The organism is Streptomyces sp. (genome assembly GCF_036566765.1).
Lineage (GTDB): Bacteria > Actinomycetota > Actinomycetes > Streptomycetales > Streptomycetaceae > Streptomyces.
Genome location: NZ_DATCVQ010000553.1, coordinates 1 through 15,812, shown reverse-complemented (window position 1 = coordinate 15,812; position 15,812 = coordinate 1). Strand labels below are relative to the sequence as shown.

The following is a 15,812-nucleotide window of genomic DNA, read 5'->3' as shown; positions in this document are numbered from 1 at the left end:
TCATGCCGCGGTGCGACTGACGCGTCAGTCGTGCGTCGCCGCGCGCCGGCGCTTGCGCCAGATCAGCGTGGCGCCGCCCGCGGCCAGGAGGGCCGCGGCCGTGCCTGCCAGGGTGAGGGCCTGGTTGCTGCCGGTGTCCGCCAGGTCGCCGTCACCGGTGCCGCCGGGCGGCGGGGTGGGCCCGCCGGTCGTGGGCGTCGGCGAAGGGGTCTGGCTCGGGCCCGGGGTGGGGTCCGTCGGCGTCGGGGTGGGCGTTGGCTTCGGCGTCGGGCCGGGGTTTCCGCCGCCCGCCTTGCCGGAGTTGTCGCCGCCCAGCAGCGTCGTCCCGGTGTCCTGGTAGCCCAGCACCTCGTTCTTGGAGCCCTTCGTCACCGACGGCAGGTTCGGCTTCTCCGCCTTGAACTGCGCCTGGGAGACCGGCCGCTGCGGCTGCTTCGAGAAGTCGACGCCGCCGACGGTGTAGACCCACACCTCACCGTTGACCGGGATCTCGTACTTGAAGTCGCCCTCGGTGTAGGACTTCCTCATCTCCCGCCAGACGGTCATCTTGTCCCAGTCGGCGTTCTTGCCGCGCAGGGGCCAGCGGGCCACGTCGTTGCTGTTGACGATCTTGTTGAAGGAGCCGCCGAAGGCCTTCGGGTCCTTCGTGACGGTCTGCCGCACGTACTCGGCGCCGATCCGCGCCTTGTAGGTCCGGCGCAGGTCCGCGTACTTGGGGTCGGTGTTGACCTGCCTGTCCACCACGGGAAGGATCGTCTCGCGGTAGACCCGCATGTTGTGCTCGGTCTGCTCCTTCGTCAGCTTGCAGGGCATCCCGCCGCCGGGGCCGGGAGCGTCGTAGTCCTGCGCGACGGTCTTCACCTCGAGCGGCGCATTGAGGATGTAGAGGCCGTCGTCCTCCAGCCGGACCTCGGCCTTCCGCGGCACGATCCAGTTCCGGGTGGAGCCCATGCACGGCGCGCCGTCGATCTTGGTGATCCGGTCCCAGAACGCCTTGCCGGCCTCGGTCTTGGGGTCTTCCGCGCGGCCGAAGTCGCGCTTCATCTCCATGTCCGCCTGCAGCAGGACGCGGCCGGCGTCGGTCTTGTCGAACGGCGACTGCATGATCGTGCCCGGGTCGTCGGGGTTCAGGTTGACCCAGAAGTGATCAGGGGTGAGCGCCAGCCAGGTGAAGAAGGCGTCGGAGATCAGCTGGGCCTTCTCCTTGCCCCCGTAGCCGCCCTCGCCCTCCTCGGCGTTCTTCGCGCTGAAGGCGTACGACACGTTGCCGCCCTTGGTCTGTCCGATGAAGGACAGGTCGAGGGTGGAGAAGTCGATGCCGCCGTAGGAGCGCATGTTCTGCGCGGGGTTGCTGATGAGACCGCGGGACCGCTCCTGCATGCGCCGCACGTCCTCGGGGGTCACAGGCGACTGCCGGACCATGTTGGTCCCCGAGCCGAAGGACGGCTTGTTGGGGTCGGGAGTGAGCAACGTCCGGTTGCTCGGCGTGTACGTGCCCTGCGTGAACCGCGGGTTCGGCGTGGCGCCGTGCCGGTAGTACTTCACCCCGGCGGCCTTGTACTTCTTGACGGTCTCGTCGTCGGGCTGCTGGCCGTTGATGTAGACCACGCGCCAGCCCCGCTTGACCAGCTCGGCGTCGATCTTGAGCTGCCGGGCGTCGTAGCCGATGCCCGACTTGATCTCGTAGATGGTCTTGGTGCGCAGATTGACCGAGTCGAAGACCCGGCCGTCCTTCATCACGGTCTTGCCGAGCGTCCGCTCCAGTTCCCGGTGGAGCCGGGGGTCCAGGTCGCGGAGGTTCTTCTGGCACAGCCAGTCGACGCCACCGAGGTCGAGGTACTTCACGACCTCCGCCTCGAAGGCGTTGCCGCGCCGGTTGTTGCCCTCGTTGCGGCCGTAGACGTTGTTCAGCCACTCGTTGAACGTGCCCTCGTAGGGCTTGCTGCCGGACTGCTTCTCCTTCCAGGTGGCGACCGCGTTCTCCGGCGTGCCCCAGGCGTACTTCTTGGGGTTGTCCCCGTCCGGCAGCTTGATCAGGCTGGGGTCGGACAGGAGCCCGTAGCCGAGGGAGAGGTGGTCGAACGCGTAGAAGCGGTCCTCGGCGTTCGGCGTCTTCCACTGGTTCGGTCCGGCCGGCTTGTAGCCGGGCAGCCGGTTCATCGGCGGCGGCGTCGGCGACGTGCCGTACTTGTCCTGGCAGCGCCCCAGCATGGGCTTGGGCGGCGCCGCGTCCGCGGTGTCCTGGAGTACGGGCAGCGGCCCGGCGGCCAGTATGGCCGCGCCGAGCACGAAGCCCACCCGGCGCAGCAGGCGCCCGCCGGGCGTACGTATCGCAGAATGCATTCTCGATCGGGTCCCTCGTGGGGGCAGGGATGACGATCCAGCGCCGGGGGCAGATGGCGCCCCGGTCAGAGGTGGTGCACGGCCCCCGTTGGTGTCACCACACGGGACGACACTAGTCACCGAGCCCTCGTCGCGCCCAAGCGTTTCTCGGCGCGCCACGGAATCAACAGGGCCTGCACACAAGTCGCTTGAGTGCTTCCGCATGACGGCGCGTAGGCTGCCCGGCATGGACGAGTCCGACCGCTCCCCCACCCGCGCACAGCTCCTCGACGCGTGGCTGGACGACCTCCAGGTGCTCGTCGGCCGGCTCGAACAGGACGGCCTGCCCGACGGCTTCCCGTTCGACTACAGCCCGGAGTCGCTGTCCGCTCTGGAGCGGTTCGTGCTCGACGAGGGCGCGGACCCCTGGTTCCGCCGGGCGGCGACGGGGTACGCCGGGGAGATCCTGATGGACGTCTGCGGCGGCCGGTGGGACGTCGACCCCGACTCCGGTGAGCCCGTGGTCCGCCCCGATCCCGCGCTCGCCCTGGAGCCCCTGCACGTCGGCGTCCTGATCGACGTCGCCCTCGCCGAGCAGTCGGGCGAGGTGTTCGCGCGCGAGCGGGAGGCGCTCGCCGACGCGGTCGCGGCCCTGCGGAGGACCGACCCGGAGTACCGGCCGGTCAAGGAGCGCTCCCCGCTGGACCCGATCGGCCCGCAGCCCGAGGACCCGTGGCTCACCCGATGGCTGGACGACCGGCAGTCCGCGTTCCCCGCCTGGGCCGCGGAGACCGGGGCGCCCGGCGGCGCCGGGGCCTGGGACTTCGGCCCCGGGAGCCTCGACCTGCTGGACCGTGTCCTGCGCGCCCGCTACCCCACCGAGGCCGCCTTCGACGCCGACCCGGACGCGCCCTTCCGCGCCGGCGCCGTCTGGTACCTCGGGGAGGTCGTCCGCCGCCACCGCGACTCCGTCTGGCTGTACTGGGCGGTCGAGCCGGGCGCCCCGCGAGGCAGCCACCACCACCCGGACAATCCCTGGTCCGGCATCCCCTTCACCCACCAGCCGCACAAGCGCCGGGCCCGCGCCGTCGACCCCGCGGACGTCCTGCGCAACGCACTGCACTTCGGCCCCGGCTACCCGCTGCGCCGCGCCCTGGACGGCTTCCACTGACGGGCGGTGGTTTCTCCGGGCCTCCGTGGGCATGGTCGGAGCGGATCCCCGTCCTGATGGAGGCAGCACCGTGACGATGGAGGCAGCACCGTGACGTTCGATCAGTCGGCCGCAGAGGTCCACGCCCCGCCCGCCCTCGCCCCGGAGCTCGTCGCCGCGTGGCAGGCGGGCGGCGGGCCGGTGGTCGAACTCCTCGAGGAGGTCCGCGCGCTCGGGCCCGTCGCCCGGGTTCCGTTCGGGGCGGCGAACGCCGTGCTCGTCAGCCTCCCCGAGGCCGTGCACCACGTGCTCGCCCTGCACCCCGACCGGTACGTCAAGCGCTCCCACCGGCTCGCCCCGCTCCTCGGGGACGGGGTCCTCACCGCGTCCGGCGAGGCGTGGCGGACGCAGCGGCGGCTGCTCCAGCGGCACTTCACCGGGCAGGGGATCCGCCGGTACGACCAGGCCATCGCCGACGCCGCCGAGCGGACCGCGCGCCTCTGGAACGACGCCGCCCGCTCGGGCGAGGTCCGCGACATCGCCGCCGACCTGCGGTTCTACTCGCTCGACGTCATCTGGCGCTGCCTGACCGGCCACGCCGTGACCCCGGAGACGTACGACGAACTGCGGGCCGTCGACACCGTCCTCGCCTCACTGCCCGTCGTGCCCCGGCCCGGCGACGCGCCACCGGACCTCTCCGCCGACGTCGCCCGCATCGACGCCGTCGTGGAACGGGTGATCGCCGACGCCCGGAACGCCCCCGGCGGCCCGGCGCTGCTGCACGTCCTGCTCGACGCCGAGCACGCCCACCACTACACCGAGCGGCTGATCCGCGACGAGCTCGTCACCCTGCTCTTCGCCGGCCACGAGACCACCGCGTCCACGCTCGCCTGGCTGTACCTGCTCCTCGACGCCCATCCGGACCGGCGCGCCTGGGCGCTCGACCGCAAGTCCGACGGCGTCCAGGCCCTCGTCAGCGAGACGCTGCGGCTCTATCCGGTGGCCTGGCTGATGCCCCGCCACGCCCTGGAGGACGACGTCCTCGCCGGGTACCGCGTCGACGCCGGTGATCTCATCCTCACCAGTCCGTACTTCACCCACCGGGACCCGTCCCTGTGGCCCGACCCCGACGCCTTCCGCCCCGAGCGATTCCTGGACGCCGACCGCCGCCCCGCCGGGCACGGGACCTACTACCCCTTCGGCCTCGGCCCCCGCGCCTGCCTCGGCGCGCAGTTCGCCCTCCGCGAGGCGGGCGTCCTCCTCGAACGACTCCTCCCCGCCTTCGTCCCCCGGCTCCACGACCGCCCCGGACCCGCCTTCGACATCACCGTCCACCCCGACGGGCCGGTGCGCGCCACGATTCAGCGGGCGTAGGAGCCCAGGCCCACCAGGCAGTACACGTACTCGTTGATCGTCGTGCCGTTCATCGTGTAGCGGTACGAGAAGGCGTACTGGGTCCTCGGATTGTTCCGGCAGCGGTTCATGTCCGAGGTGAACGGGATCGTCTGGATCACCTTGTAGTGGGCGTCGGAGGCCGAGCAGGGGACCTCGTCCACGTCGCTGACGCTCTGGGCCGTATCGGAGGTCGGGAGGGATCCGTTGAGGCAGGCGCCCGCGTCGTACGGGTCCGGCGCGTCCTCGGTCGTCGGGGTGGAGACGGGCTCCTCGGTGACGGGCTCGTCGGTCGTCGGAGTGCTGACGGGGTCCGAGGTCGGGGCGTCCGTCGACGGGTCCGGCGGCGGCTCGTAGGAGGACGCGTACGTCGGGGACGACGACGGGTACGCGGACGTCTCACCGTCCTCGTCCGAGCCGTTCGTCAGCACGAGCGCGGCGATCACGGCGCCCACCACGCCCAGCGTCACCAGATACCCGAGCGCCCCGGACTTCTGCGCCGCCGGCCGGCCGCCTGTGATCCGGATCCGCACCAGCGCCTCCCCTCCGGGGACGGCGACCCGGACGAGGTCGCCGTCGCGGGCGCCCGGCGGGATGTCCACATGGGCGGGGCCGCTCGGCAGGGTGAGCGTCAGACCCACCCCGACGGCGGCCTGCTGGGGCGTGAGGTCCAGGGGTATTTCCGGCGACGGCGACGGCGACGACACCTGACAGCTCCAGAGTCCGAAGGGAACGCGCAGGAACACCTCATATGACGTACCGGCTACGGGAGTTGGTTGCGCACCCCGCGTCTCCGCCCGCTCCCGGCTCGCCGGGAGACTCGCCACCAGATGGGCGCCCCTCTCCGTCGACGCGATCACCAGCGTGCCGCCGTGGCGGGTGGCCAGGTCGCGGGCTATCGGGAGGCCGAGGCCCGCGCCGCCCGCCGTGCGGGTGCGGGACTCGTCGAGGCGGGTGAAGCGGTCGAAGACACGGGCGCGGTCGGCGGGCGGAATGCCCGGGCCGTCGTCGCGGACCTCCAGGACGACCGCCCCGTCGGCCACGCGGACCGTCACGTCGACCATCGCCGTCGCGTGGCGGCAGGCGTTGCCGAGGAGGTTCCGCACCAGCCGCTCCAGCTGCGCCGCGCTGCCGTCGACGAAGGCCGGGGCGGGAGCCGCGCAGGTGAGCCGGAGCCGGCCCGTGTCCGGGAGGTGCTGGTGCTCGCGGACCAGGTCCTCCGCGAGCGCCGCCAGGTCGACCGGCTCCGCCGCCGGGCCCAGGTGCCGGGCGCCGTCCAGGCTCGCCAGGAGCAGAAGGTCGTCGGCCAGCGCCTGGAGCCGGACGACGTCGGCGGCGGCGTCCGCCACGACGGCCGGCCAGACGACCGAGTCCGGGTGCCGGAGCGCCGATTCGAGCTGGGCGCGCAGGGCGGCCAGCGGACTGCGCAGCTCGTGGGCCGCGTCGGCCACGAACTGCTGCTGCCGCGCCGACGCCTGCTCCAGGCGGTCGAGCGTGTCGTTCGTGGTGCGGGCGAGGCGCGCGATCGCGTCCTGCGTCGGCGGCACCGGGACTCGGCGGTCCAGCGACTGGCCGGTGATGTCGGCGAGTTCGCGCCGGATCGCCTCGACCGGGCGCAGGGCGCGCGCCACCGAGACGTGCACGAGCGCCCCGGTGAACAGGGAGATCAGCGGCACCCCGGTGGTCATCGCGATCCAGAAGATCGAGTCGGCGTCCTGCCAGGTGAGCTGGGCCTGGCGGAGCAGCACGACCCCGCCCAGGGAGAGGGCGCCCGTGGTGCCGGCCGCCGCGAGGACCAGACGGCCCCGGAAGGACAGCCCGCCGCCGCCCCGTCCGAGCGCCGTCCACACGGCCGCCGCCGTCAGCAGGCCGGCCGACGGGCCGATGCACGCCAGGCCCCAGCGAAGAGCCTCCTCGGCCACGAGCCACGGCTTGATCTCGTTCTCCGTCCTGAGCCACGCGCAGTACGTGGTGAACAGGGCGCCCGAGACCGCCCCCGCGACCACCGCCGTCCGCTGGCGAACGGGCCGGGGGTGGGCCCCGCCCGCCCACCAGCAGGCGGCGGCGACGCACAGCGCCCCCGCCAGGGCGCCGCCGCCCGTGATCAGCTCGATCTGCGGGCCGACGCGGTTGTCGCGGGCGAGCACGGCCATCACCGGCGAGCGCGGGCCCGCCTTCCCGTCCGCGTACTCCAGCCAGCACACCGCCACCAGCACGACCAGCGCCGCCACGAGCCCCGCCGCCCACACCGGGCCGTACCGGCGCGCCCGCTCACCCACGGCCCACCACCCGGTATCCCGCCCCGCGCACCGTCTCGATCGTCTCCCGCCCGAACGGCGTGTCGATCTTCTTCCGTACGGCGCGGATGTAGACGTGCACGATGTTCGGGTCGCCGGTGAAGTCCGCCGACCACACCGTGTCCAGGACGTCCAGCGTCGGCACCACCTCGTCCGCGCGCGCCATCAGGCACTGCAGCACGGCGAACTCCTTCGGCGTCAGCCGGACGACGGTCTCCCCTCGCCCACAGGTCCGGCGGGCGGGGTCGAGCCAGAGGTCCCCGCACTCCAGAAGCGTGCGGGCGCGGGCCCCGCCCCGGCGCAGCAGCGCCCGCAGCCGGGCCTCCAGGACGACGTACGAGAACGGCTTCGCCAGGTAGTCGTCGGCTCCGGTGTCCAGGCCCTCGGCCTCGTCGTACTCGCCGTTCTTCGCCGTCAGCATCATCACCGGCACGTCGTTGTCCTCGGCGCGGAGCCGGGAGCAGACCTGGTAGCCGTTGAGGCCGGGCAGCATGATGTCGAGCAGGACCGCCGCGTAGCGGTGCTCACGAGCCAAGTGCAGCCCGGTGACGCCGTCGTGGGCCACGTCGACGGTGTAGCCGACGGCCGACAGGCCGCGCCGCAGCGAGGCGGCGATCCGTTCCTCGTCCTCGATCACCAGTAGGCGCATGCGGCCGAGTATCGCCCGCGCGCCGGACGTGCGGCTGAGGAAATCCTCAGCCTCCTTCAGGCGGTCTTCAGCCGCCCTCGCCGAGGGTCCTCGGCATGCTCACGCTTCCCGCTCCCGCACGCACCGCCACGACGAAGGCCGCGAAGACCGCGCCCCGCACCACGCGTCGGACCGCGCCGCGCACCGCCCCCGCTCTGCTCGCCGCCGTCTTCTTCGCCCTGTACACGGCGTACGCGCTGCGCGAGCACGCCCGGTTCCGGACGACCGGCTACGACCTGGGGATCTTCGGACAGGCGGTGCGCGCGTACGCCGAGGGCCGCGCGCCGGCCTCGGAGATCCGTACGGCGACCGCCCCGCCCGGCTTCACCGCCGACGCGTTCCCGCTGCTGGGCGACCACTTCCATCCCGTACTGGCCGTGCTCGCCCCGTTCTACCGGCTCGCGCCGCACGTCGAGACCCTGCTGGTGGCGCAGGCGGGGCTGGTCGCCCTGTCCGTGTACGTGATCGCGCGCACGGCCCAACGGCAGCTGCCAGAGCTGCGGTTCGCGCCGATGGCCGTCGGCACCGCCGCGGGCCTGTGCTGGGGCGTGCAGCAGCTCGTCGGCTTCGACTTCCACGAGGTGGCGTTCGCGGTGCCGTTGCTGGCGCTGGCCTGCCGCGCCCATCTCGACGACCGGCCTCGGGCCGCCGCCTGCTGGGCCGGCGCCCTGCTGCTCGTGAAGGAGGACCTGGGCGCGACGGCCTTCGTGTTCGGACTGCTGCTGGTGCACCGGAATCGCCGACACCGCCGGAACCGCCAGGTCGGGCTGGCGCTGTGCGCGTTCGCCGCCGTGGGTTCGGTCGTCATCGTGTGCGCGGTGCTCCCAGCCCTGGCGCCGGACGGCCGGTACGGATACCTGGACCAGGCCCAGCCGTACGGCGTCCTCGACGGCTGGCCGGTGAAGTCGGAGACCCTGGTCGCGCTGCTCGCCGCCACCGGCGGCCTGGTGCTGCGCAGCCCTCTCGCGCTCCTGCTGCTGCCCACCCTGGCATGGCGGTTCACCTCGTCCAACCCGGCCTACTGGGGGCCCGGCCTGCACTACTCGGCCGTCCTCGCGCCGGTGGCCTTGGCCGCCCTGATCGACGCGCTGCGACGAGGGGCGCGACTGCCGCTCGCCGTCCCGCTGGCCGTCGCCCTCGTGATGCTGCCGGCGCAGCCCCTGAGCGACCTGGCGCGGCCCGGCTTCTGGCAGGAGGACTCGCGGGAGGCCGCCGCCCGCGCGGCACTGCGGCTCGTGCCGGACGGCGCACCGGTGGCGGCGAGCAACAGCCTCGTGCCGCATCTGACCGACCGCACCCGGGCGCATCTCGTCGCGGACGGGGTCCTCGAACGCCGCCCGGAGCTGGAGTGGATCGTGGCCGACCGGACGGACCCGTTCCCCTGGGGCGCCGTGGACGCCGTCGTCCGGCGGGCGGAGGAGCTCGGCTGGCGGCGAGTGCGGGAGGAGAGCGGCATCATCGTCCTCACCCGCGCGCCCGCGTCGCCGTAGCCTCGCGTCAGGCGCCCGACCGCGCCCGCAGCTCGCCCTTCGTCACCTTCCCGCTCGCGTTCCTCGGAAGCTCCGTCACGAACTCGACCTCCCTCGGGACCTTGTAGTTCGCCATCTCCCGCCGTGACCAGGCGATCAGGTCGTCCGCCGTCAGCGTCGCCCCCGCACGCCGGACCGCGTACGCCTTGCCGACCTCGCCCAGCCTCGGGTCCGGGACGCCGATGACCGCGACGTCGGCGATGTCGGGGTGGAGGCCCAGGAGTTGCTCGATCTCCGCGGGGTACGCGTTGAAGCCGCCGACGATGAACATGTCCTTGATGCGGTCGGTGATCCGCAGGTTGCCCGCCTCGTCGAGCACGCCCACGTCGCCCGTGTGCAGCCAGCCGTCCGCGTCGATCGTCCGGGCCGTCTCCTCCGCGTCCTCGAAGTAGCCGCTCATCACGTGGTGGCCGCGGACCAGGATCTCGCCCGCCTCGGACAGGCGGACCTCCGTGTCGGGGATCGGGCGGCCGGAGGTCGTGGCGATGACCTCGGCCGCGTCGCCCCGCCGGCACATCGTGACGATGCCGCTCGCCTCGGACAGTCCGTACGCCGTCAGGACCGTGCCCACGCCCAGCTCCCCGCGCAGCCGCTCCACGAGCCGCAGCGGCACCACCGCCGCGCCGGTCACCACCAGCCTGAGCGCCGACAGGTCGTACGTGGAGCGGGTTGGGTGGTCGAGCAGGGACTGGTGCAGGGTCGGCGGGCCGGGCAGTACCGAGACGCGCTCCGACGCGATGTTCGCGAGCACCGTGTCCACGTTGAACACCGGCTGCGGGATCATCACCGCGCCCCGCGTCAGGCAGGCGATGATGCCGGCCTTGTAGCCGAAGGTGTGGAAGAACGGGTTCACGATCAGATACCGGTCCCCCTGCCGCAGGCCCGCCAGCTCCGCCCACACGTCGTAGCACCGCAGCGTCTGCGCGTGGCTGATCACCGCGCCCTTCGGGCGGCCGGTCGTCCCGGAGGTGTAGACGATGTCCGAGGGGGCCGAGGACTCGACCGCGTCCGCCCGCGCCCGGACCTCCTGCGCGGACACCGACTCGCCCTCCGCCAGGAAGTCCTTCCAGGTGGTGTAGTCGTCCGGCGCGGTGTCCCCGAGCACCACCACCCGCTCCAGGTCCGGGAGTTCGACCCCCGCCCGGCGCAGGGACGCCACGTACGAGGTGCCCAGGAACGTGCCCGTGATGAACAGCAGCCGCGCCCGCGAGCGGTTCAGCACGTACGCCGCCTCCGCGCCCTTGAAGCGGGTGTTCAGCGGGACAAGCACCGCGCCCGCCGTCACCGCGCCCAGCGCCGAGACGATCCAGTCGAGGGTGTTCGGGGCCCAGATCGCGACCCGGTCGCCGGACCGGACGCCCGCCGCCATGCACGCGGCGGCGGCGCGTTCGACGCGTTCGCCCAGCTCGGCGTACGAGACGCGGGTGCGGCCCTCGACGACCGCCTCCTGTGTCCCGTACCGCTGCGCCGCCGAGCGCACCAGCCTCGGTATCGAGCCCCACTCCAGGTCGCCGCGCATCTGCACCCCTCCAAAGAGCTGACTGTCCGTCAGATTAGCTGTAGCCTGACGCGCTGTCAGCATCGGCGATCGGGGAGGTTGCAGTGCTCAAGGACGCCACGGCCATCGTCGGGATCGGACAGACCCCGTTCGCGAAACAACTCCCCGAGTCGGAGAAGACCCTGGCCTGCCGGGCGATCCTGGCCGCCCTCGACGACGCCGGCATCGCCCCCTCCGAGGTCGACGCCTTCGCCTCGTACACGATGGAGGAGACCGACGAGGTCGAGGTCGCCAAGGCGATCGGGGCCGGCGACGTCACCTTCTTCAGCAAGGTGGGGTACGGCGGCGGCGGATCCTGCGCCACCGTCGGACACCTCGCCGCCGCGATCGCGACCGGGCAGGCAGGCGTCGGCGTCGCCTGGCGCTCCCGCAAGCGCGGCAGCGGACCGAGACCGTGGAAGAACACGGCCGTTCAGCTGCCGACGCCCGGCCAATGGACCCGCCCCTTCGGTCTGCTCCGGCCCTCCGACGAGATCGGCATGCTGGCCCGCCGCTACATGCACGAGTACGGGGCCACCCGCGACCATCTCTTCAACGTCGCCCTCGCCTGCCGCAACCGCGCCAACCAGAACCCCGCCGCGATCATGTACGAGCGGCCGCTGACCCGCGAGATGTACATGACCGCCCGCTGGATCAGCGAACCGCTCTGCCTCTTCGACAACTGCCTGGAGACCGACGGGGCGCTGGCCTGCGTGATCGTCTCCGCCGAGCGCGCCCGCGACTGCCGGCAGAAGCCCGTGTACGTGCACTCCGCCGCCCAGGGCCTGCCCGCCCAGCACCACGGCATGGTCAACTACTGGAACGACGACCCGCTCACCGGACCCGCCTGGACCGCCGCCCGACACCTGTGGAAGCAGGCCGACTTCGGCCCGCAGGACGTCGACGTCGCCCAGATCTACGACGCGTTCACCCCGCTCATCCCGCTCTCCCTGGAGGGGTACGGATTCTGCGGGCGCGGCGAGGGCGGCGCGTTCACCGAGGGCGGCGCGCTGGAGATCGGCGGCCTGCTCCCCCTCAACACCGGCGGCGGCGGCCTCTCCGAGGCGTACGTGCACGGCTTCAACCTCATCAACGAGGGCGTCAAGCAGCTCCGCGGCGCGTCCACCGCCCAGGTCCCGGACGCCGCGACCTGCCTCGTCACCGCCGGCGAGGGCGTCCCCACATCGGCCATCCTGCTGAGGAGTTGAGAAGCTTCCATGAGCCTGCTGACACCGGTCGTCGACGAGGACGGCGCGCCGTTCTGGGAGTACGCGGCCCGAGGCGAGCTGCGCATCCAGGCCTGCGCCGCCCCCGACTGCGGCGAGCTGCGCTTCCCGCCCCGGCCCTGCTGCCCGCACTGCGGATCCTTCGACAGCGAGTGGCGGCTGATGTCCGGCCGGGGCCGGATCTGGTCGTACGTGATCCCGCACCCGCCGCTGCTTCCCGAGTACGCCGCCCAGGCCCCGTACAACGCGGTCCTCGTCGAACTCCTCGAAGCGCCCCGCATCCGGCTGGTCGGCAACGTGGTGGCCGCGCCGGACGCGCCGCTGAACTCGGTGGACCCGGCACGGCTGCGGATCGGGGCGGCGGTGAAGGCGGCGTTCGCCGAGGTCGACGGGGTGACCGTGCCTCGCTGGCTGCTGGAGCGCGGGTGAGCGCCCCGAGCGGTATCGCCGTCGAGCGGGACAAGGAGTCCGGGGTCGCGGTCGTCACCCTGGACCGGGCCGAGAAGCACAACGCGATCACCCTGGAGATGGCGCGCGAGCTCGGCGAGGTGTGGCGGGGCTTCCGGTACGAGGACGAGATCCGCGCGATCGTCGTCACCGGCGCGGGCGGTCGGGCCTTCTGCACCGGCATCGACCGCACGGCCGCCACGGAGGTCCCGCAGCCCTCGTCTCCGTACACGATCGACGATCCGCTGCTCGCGATCGGGCCCAAGGCGAACGACCTGTGGAAGCCGGTGGTCGCGGCGGTGGAGGGGATGGCCTGCGGCGGGGCGTTCTACCTGCTCGGCGAGGCGGAGTTCGTGATCGCCGGGCGGGACGCGAGCTTCTTCGACCCGCACACGACCTACGGCATGGTCTCCGCCTTCGAGACCATCCACATGGCGCAGCGGATGCCGTTCGGGGAAGTCGCCCGAATGGCCCTGATGGGCACGGCCGAACGGGTCTCCGCGCACCGCGCGTACGAGACGGGCCTGGTCAGCGAGGTGACCGAGACCGGCGGGGCGCTCGCCGCCGCCCGGGCGGCCGCGGCCGTCGTCGCCTCGTACCCGACGGAGGCGGTGCAGGGCACGGTCCGGGCGCTCTGGTCGACGAAGGAGGCGGCGCGAGCCGCGGCCCTCGCCCACGCCCCGCACCTCGTCACGCTCGGCAACCTGCCGCCGGAGCGGCAGGCGGAGCTGTTCACGGGGCGGGGCGGGGGCGCGGGCACCGGCTTCCGGCTTCGGTGAGCCGGGGGCGTGGCGGCGCCTCAGCCGAGGGTGCGGTCCGCGGAGACGACGACGCACTTGGTGTACTCGGAGCCGTTGCCCTGGCCCGTGTACGGGGTGGTGGCCTCGGCCGACTTCGACGCGCCGGCCTCCACCTTCAGGTCCTCGACCTTCGCCATCGCCAGGTTGGCGCTGGACCCGGTGTCGCCCTTGAACTGCATCGTGACGTCGTAGAGGTACGGGATCGAGTCGCTGTTGGTGACGGTCAGCTTGGCGACCAGGTTCTTGCCGTCCGCGCTCATCGCGCACTCGTCGATGCGGACGTCCCGCTCGGCCTTCCGCGCCGAGCTGCCGCCGGTGACGCCGCCGGACGTCACCCCGCTGGTGGACGAACCGCCGCTGGAGCTGCTGCTGTCGGAGCCGCCGCTGGAGCTGGAGCTGCTGCCGGAGCTGTGGCCGCCGCCGCAGCTGGCGCCGTGGGATCCGCGGGCGCCGGTGAGCGCGACCAGGGCGATACCGAAGACGGCAAGGGCACGGACATGACGAAGCTTCACGCTTCAACCCCCGTTGAATGTGTGGAGTGTGCGAGGTGGATGCGCCCGAATTGACGGGCGCACGTCACCCTACTGGACCGTGACGCCCTCGATCGCACAGGTGCGCACCCGGTCGACCATGCTCGGCGAGTCCATCGGCACGTCGAAGGTCTTGGTCTCGCCCGGATCGAGGGTGACGGCCTTCGACCCCGTGTCCCACTCCATGCCGCCCGCGTCCTGAAACTCCAGCTCAACGCGGAAGGTCTCGGTGACCGCCGCCCGCGAGGTCATCCGGACGCTCGCGGTGGTGTCCGCCTTCCGGCCCGGCCGGCCCTTGCGCTTCTTCTGCGCAAATTTCACACAGTCCACGACCACGACGTCCACGGGCGCGGAGGAGGTGGCGGTGGCGGTGGGGGTCGGGGTGGAGCCGCCGGAGGAGTACGAGTCGGAGCCGCTGCTGCTGCCGCTGTCGTCGTCGTAGTCGTAGTCGTGGTTCTTCTTCTTGGAGCTGGAGCAGCCGCCGCCCCCGCCGCTGCTGCTCTTGCCGCCGCTGCCGCTGCGGCTCTTACCGCCGCTGCCGCCGCTGCTCTTGCCCGTCTGAAAGCCGGTCAGCGCCAGCACGACCACCACAAGCACCGCCGAGAACCGCAGCCGTCGCCCAGCCTTCACCGCAAACCGCCCCTTCGCCTTCTGTCGTGTCCGCGCCACCCTAGCGCCGCGGCAGGGGCCGCCGGGGACGTCACCCCCGCGCCGAGCCCCGCCCCGTCGCCGTGCCCTTCACCGCGTCCAGGGCGTAGACGCAGCGGTCCTTGCTGCAGGCATAGACGACGCCGTTCTCAGCCACCGGTGAGCCGGTGATCTCGCCGCCGGTGGCCAGCTTCCAGCGGAGCTGGCCGCCGGCCGCGTCCAGCGTGTACAGGACGTGGTCCGCGGAGCCGAAGTGCAGTCGGCCGTCGGCCACGACCGGGCTGCCGGTGATCTCGCCGCCCGCCGGGAACCGCCACTTCGGCGTGCCCGTGACCGCGTCCAGCGTGTACAGCGCGCTGCCGCTGCCGACGTGCACATTGCCCGCCTCCACGAGCACCGGCTCGCCCGACTGACGCTGCTCGGTCGCGATCCGCCAGCGGTCCTGGCCGGTCGTCGCGTCGAGCGCGTACACCGTGCCGAGGTAGTCCGCCAGGTACACCCCGCCGCCGGTCACAGCCGGGCCCGGCGCGAACGCGGGCGGGGAGAGGAAGACCGCGGGGGCCTCGAAGTGCCAGCGGACGTGCCCGCCCGCGATGTCGATGGACAGCACCCGGGTGCCGGCCGCCACGTACACGCAGCCGTCCTCCGCCGGGGCCACCCGAACCGGCACGTTCCCGCAGGACGCGGCGTCGCCGATCGGGTACGACCAGCGCTCGGAACCGGTCCGCGCGTCCAGCGCCTGGAGGCGCGAGTCCCGCCACACGTACACCGTGTCGCCGTGCACCGCCGGACCGGCCTCGGGGGTCTCGAAGTCGGTCTGCGCCCCGGTGAGCTCCCAGAGCTTCGCTCCGTTGGACGCCTCCCAGCCCTGCACGCCGCCGCCGCGGGTGCCGGTGACGACCGTGCCCCGGTCGACCTGGAGCGAGTACACCCAGGCCTCCGTCTGCAGCCGCCAGCGCTCGCTGCCGTCGGTGGCGTCGAGCGCGTACAGCGTCGGCCCGTCGGAGGCGTGGATGCGGCCCTGGGCGACGGCCATCGACCAGGCCACGTCGCGCGTCTTGAACTGGCGGCGGCCGCTCCCCGTGTCCAGCGCGTGCACCTCGAAGGAGGTGACGTAGAGCAGGTCGCCGTCGACGACCGGGGTGCCCCAGACGTCGTTCGACATGCGGAACCGCCAGGGCCGCCAGTGCCCGGGCTCCGGCGGGGCCGGCGGGGCCGCAGGCCGCGCCGGAGCGGGAAGCGGGCG

Annotated in this window: 13 protein-coding genes; 6 read left to right on the top strand and 7 right to left on the bottom strand. The window is 72.8% G+C overall.

Annotated features, from left to right (window positions below; all coding sequences use genetic code 11):
- Positions 1-24: 24 nt before the first annotated feature.
- The gene (locus tag VIU94_RS31960) at positions 25-2,343 is read right to left on the bottom strand and encodes an LAVTG motif-containing sortase-dependent surface protein (RefSeq protein WP_331916774.1); all 2,319 of its coding nucleotides are present in this window, start codon (positions 2,341-2,343) and stop codon (positions 25-27) included.
- A gap of 226 nt (positions 2,344-2,569) precedes the next feature.
- Here VIU94_RS31960 and VIU94_RS31955 point away from each other — a divergent pair, with 226 nt between their 5' ends.
- Together VIU94_RS31955 and VIU94_RS31950 are read left to right on the top strand one after the other, a co-directional pair.
- On the top strand, positions 2,570-3,493 hold the full coding sequence (locus tag VIU94_RS31955; protein ID WP_331916772.1) for a hypothetical protein: 924 nt from the start codon (positions 2,570-2,572) through the stop codon (positions 3,491-3,493).
- 90 nt (positions 3,494-3,583) lie between these two features.
- Positions 3,584-4,846, top strand: coding sequence for a cytochrome P450 (locus VIU94_RS31950; RefSeq protein WP_331916770.1), 1,263 nt, complete (start codon positions 3,584-3,586; stop codon positions 4,844-4,846).
- On the opposite strand, the gene VIU94_RS31945 is transcribed toward VIU94_RS31950, so the two are convergent.
- Both VIU94_RS31945 and VIU94_RS31940 read right to left on the bottom strand, forming a co-directional pair.
- Positions 4,834-7,143: a sensor histidine kinase gene (locus VIU94_RS31945; RefSeq protein WP_331916768.1), complete on the bottom strand. Its 2,310-nt coding sequence runs from the start codon at positions 7,141-7,143 to the stop codon at positions 4,834-4,836. The two genes, VIU94_RS31950 and VIU94_RS31945, sit on opposite strands and share 13 nt — an antisense overlap.
- Positions 7,136-7,810 (bottom strand): response regulator transcription factor, encoded by a 675-nt coding sequence (locus tag VIU94_RS31940; RefSeq protein WP_331916766.1) that lies wholly within the window; start codon positions 7,808-7,810, stop codon positions 7,136-7,138. The genes VIU94_RS31945 and VIU94_RS31940 overlap by 8 nt, the downstream gene beginning before the upstream one ends.
- Positions 7,811-7,905: 95 nt before the next feature.
- Between VIU94_RS31940 and VIU94_RS31935 the strand changes: the two genes are divergently transcribed.
- Positions 7,906-9,339 carry a DUF2079 domain-containing protein gene (locus tag VIU94_RS31935; RefSeq protein ID WP_331916764.1) on the top strand — a complete coding sequence of 478 codons (1,434 nt, stop codon included), beginning with the start codon at positions 7,906-7,908 and terminating at the stop codon, positions 9,337-9,339.
- Positions 9,340-9,346: 7 nt separating this feature from the next.
- Here VIU94_RS31935 and VIU94_RS31930 read toward each other — a convergent pair whose 3' ends face one another.
- Positions 9,347-10,897 carry a FadD3 family acyl-CoA ligase gene (locus tag VIU94_RS31930; protein WP_331916762.1) on the bottom strand — a complete coding sequence of 517 codons (1,551 nt, stop codon included), beginning with the start codon at positions 10,895-10,897 and terminating at the stop codon, positions 9,347-9,349.
- Positions 10,898-10,980: 83 nt separating this feature from the next.
- Here VIU94_RS31930 and VIU94_RS31925 point away from each other — a divergent pair, with 83 nt between their 5' ends.
- Genes VIU94_RS31925 through VIU94_RS31915 form a run of 3 tightly spaced genes read left to right on the top strand, consistent with a single transcriptional unit; the run spans position 10,981 to position 13,367 of the window.
- The gene (locus tag VIU94_RS31925; RefSeq protein ID WP_331916760.1) at positions 10,981-12,123 is read left to right on the top strand and encodes a lipid-transfer protein; all 1,143 of its coding nucleotides are present in this window, start codon (positions 10,981-10,983) and stop codon (positions 12,121-12,123) included.
- A gap of 9 nt (positions 12,124-12,132) precedes the next feature.
- Positions 12,133-12,570, top strand: a complete 438-nt coding sequence (locus VIU94_RS31920) for a Zn-ribbon domain-containing OB-fold protein (RefSeq protein ID WP_331916758.1) — start codon at positions 12,133-12,135, stop codon at positions 12,568-12,570.
- Positions 12,567-13,367, top strand: a complete 801-nt coding sequence (locus VIU94_RS31915) for an enoyl-CoA hydratase/isomerase family protein (protein ID WP_331916756.1) — start codon at positions 12,567-12,569, stop codon at positions 13,365-13,367. Before VIU94_RS31920 ends, VIU94_RS31915 begins: the two co-directional genes overlap by 4 nt.
- Before the next feature lie 20 nt (positions 13,368-13,387).
- Here VIU94_RS31915 and VIU94_RS31910 read toward each other — a convergent pair whose 3' ends face one another.
- The 3 genes from VIU94_RS31910 to VIU94_RS31900 all read right to left on the bottom strand — a co-directional run.
- Positions 13,388-13,900, bottom strand: a complete 513-nt coding sequence (locus VIU94_RS31910) for a hypothetical protein (RefSeq protein ID WP_331916754.1) — start codon at positions 13,898-13,900, stop codon at positions 13,388-13,390.
- A gap of 69 nt (positions 13,901-13,969) precedes the next feature.
- Complete coding sequence (locus VIU94_RS31905; RefSeq protein ID WP_331916752.1) at positions 13,970-14,548, bottom strand: hypothetical protein; 579 nt, start codon at positions 14,546-14,548, stop codon at positions 13,970-13,972.
- A gap of 70 nt (positions 14,549-14,618) precedes the next feature.
- A partial coding sequence (locus tag VIU94_RS31900; protein WP_331916750.1) for a BamB-related PQQ repeat family beta-propellar protein occupies positions 14,619-15,812 on the bottom strand: 1,194 nt, incomplete at its 5' end.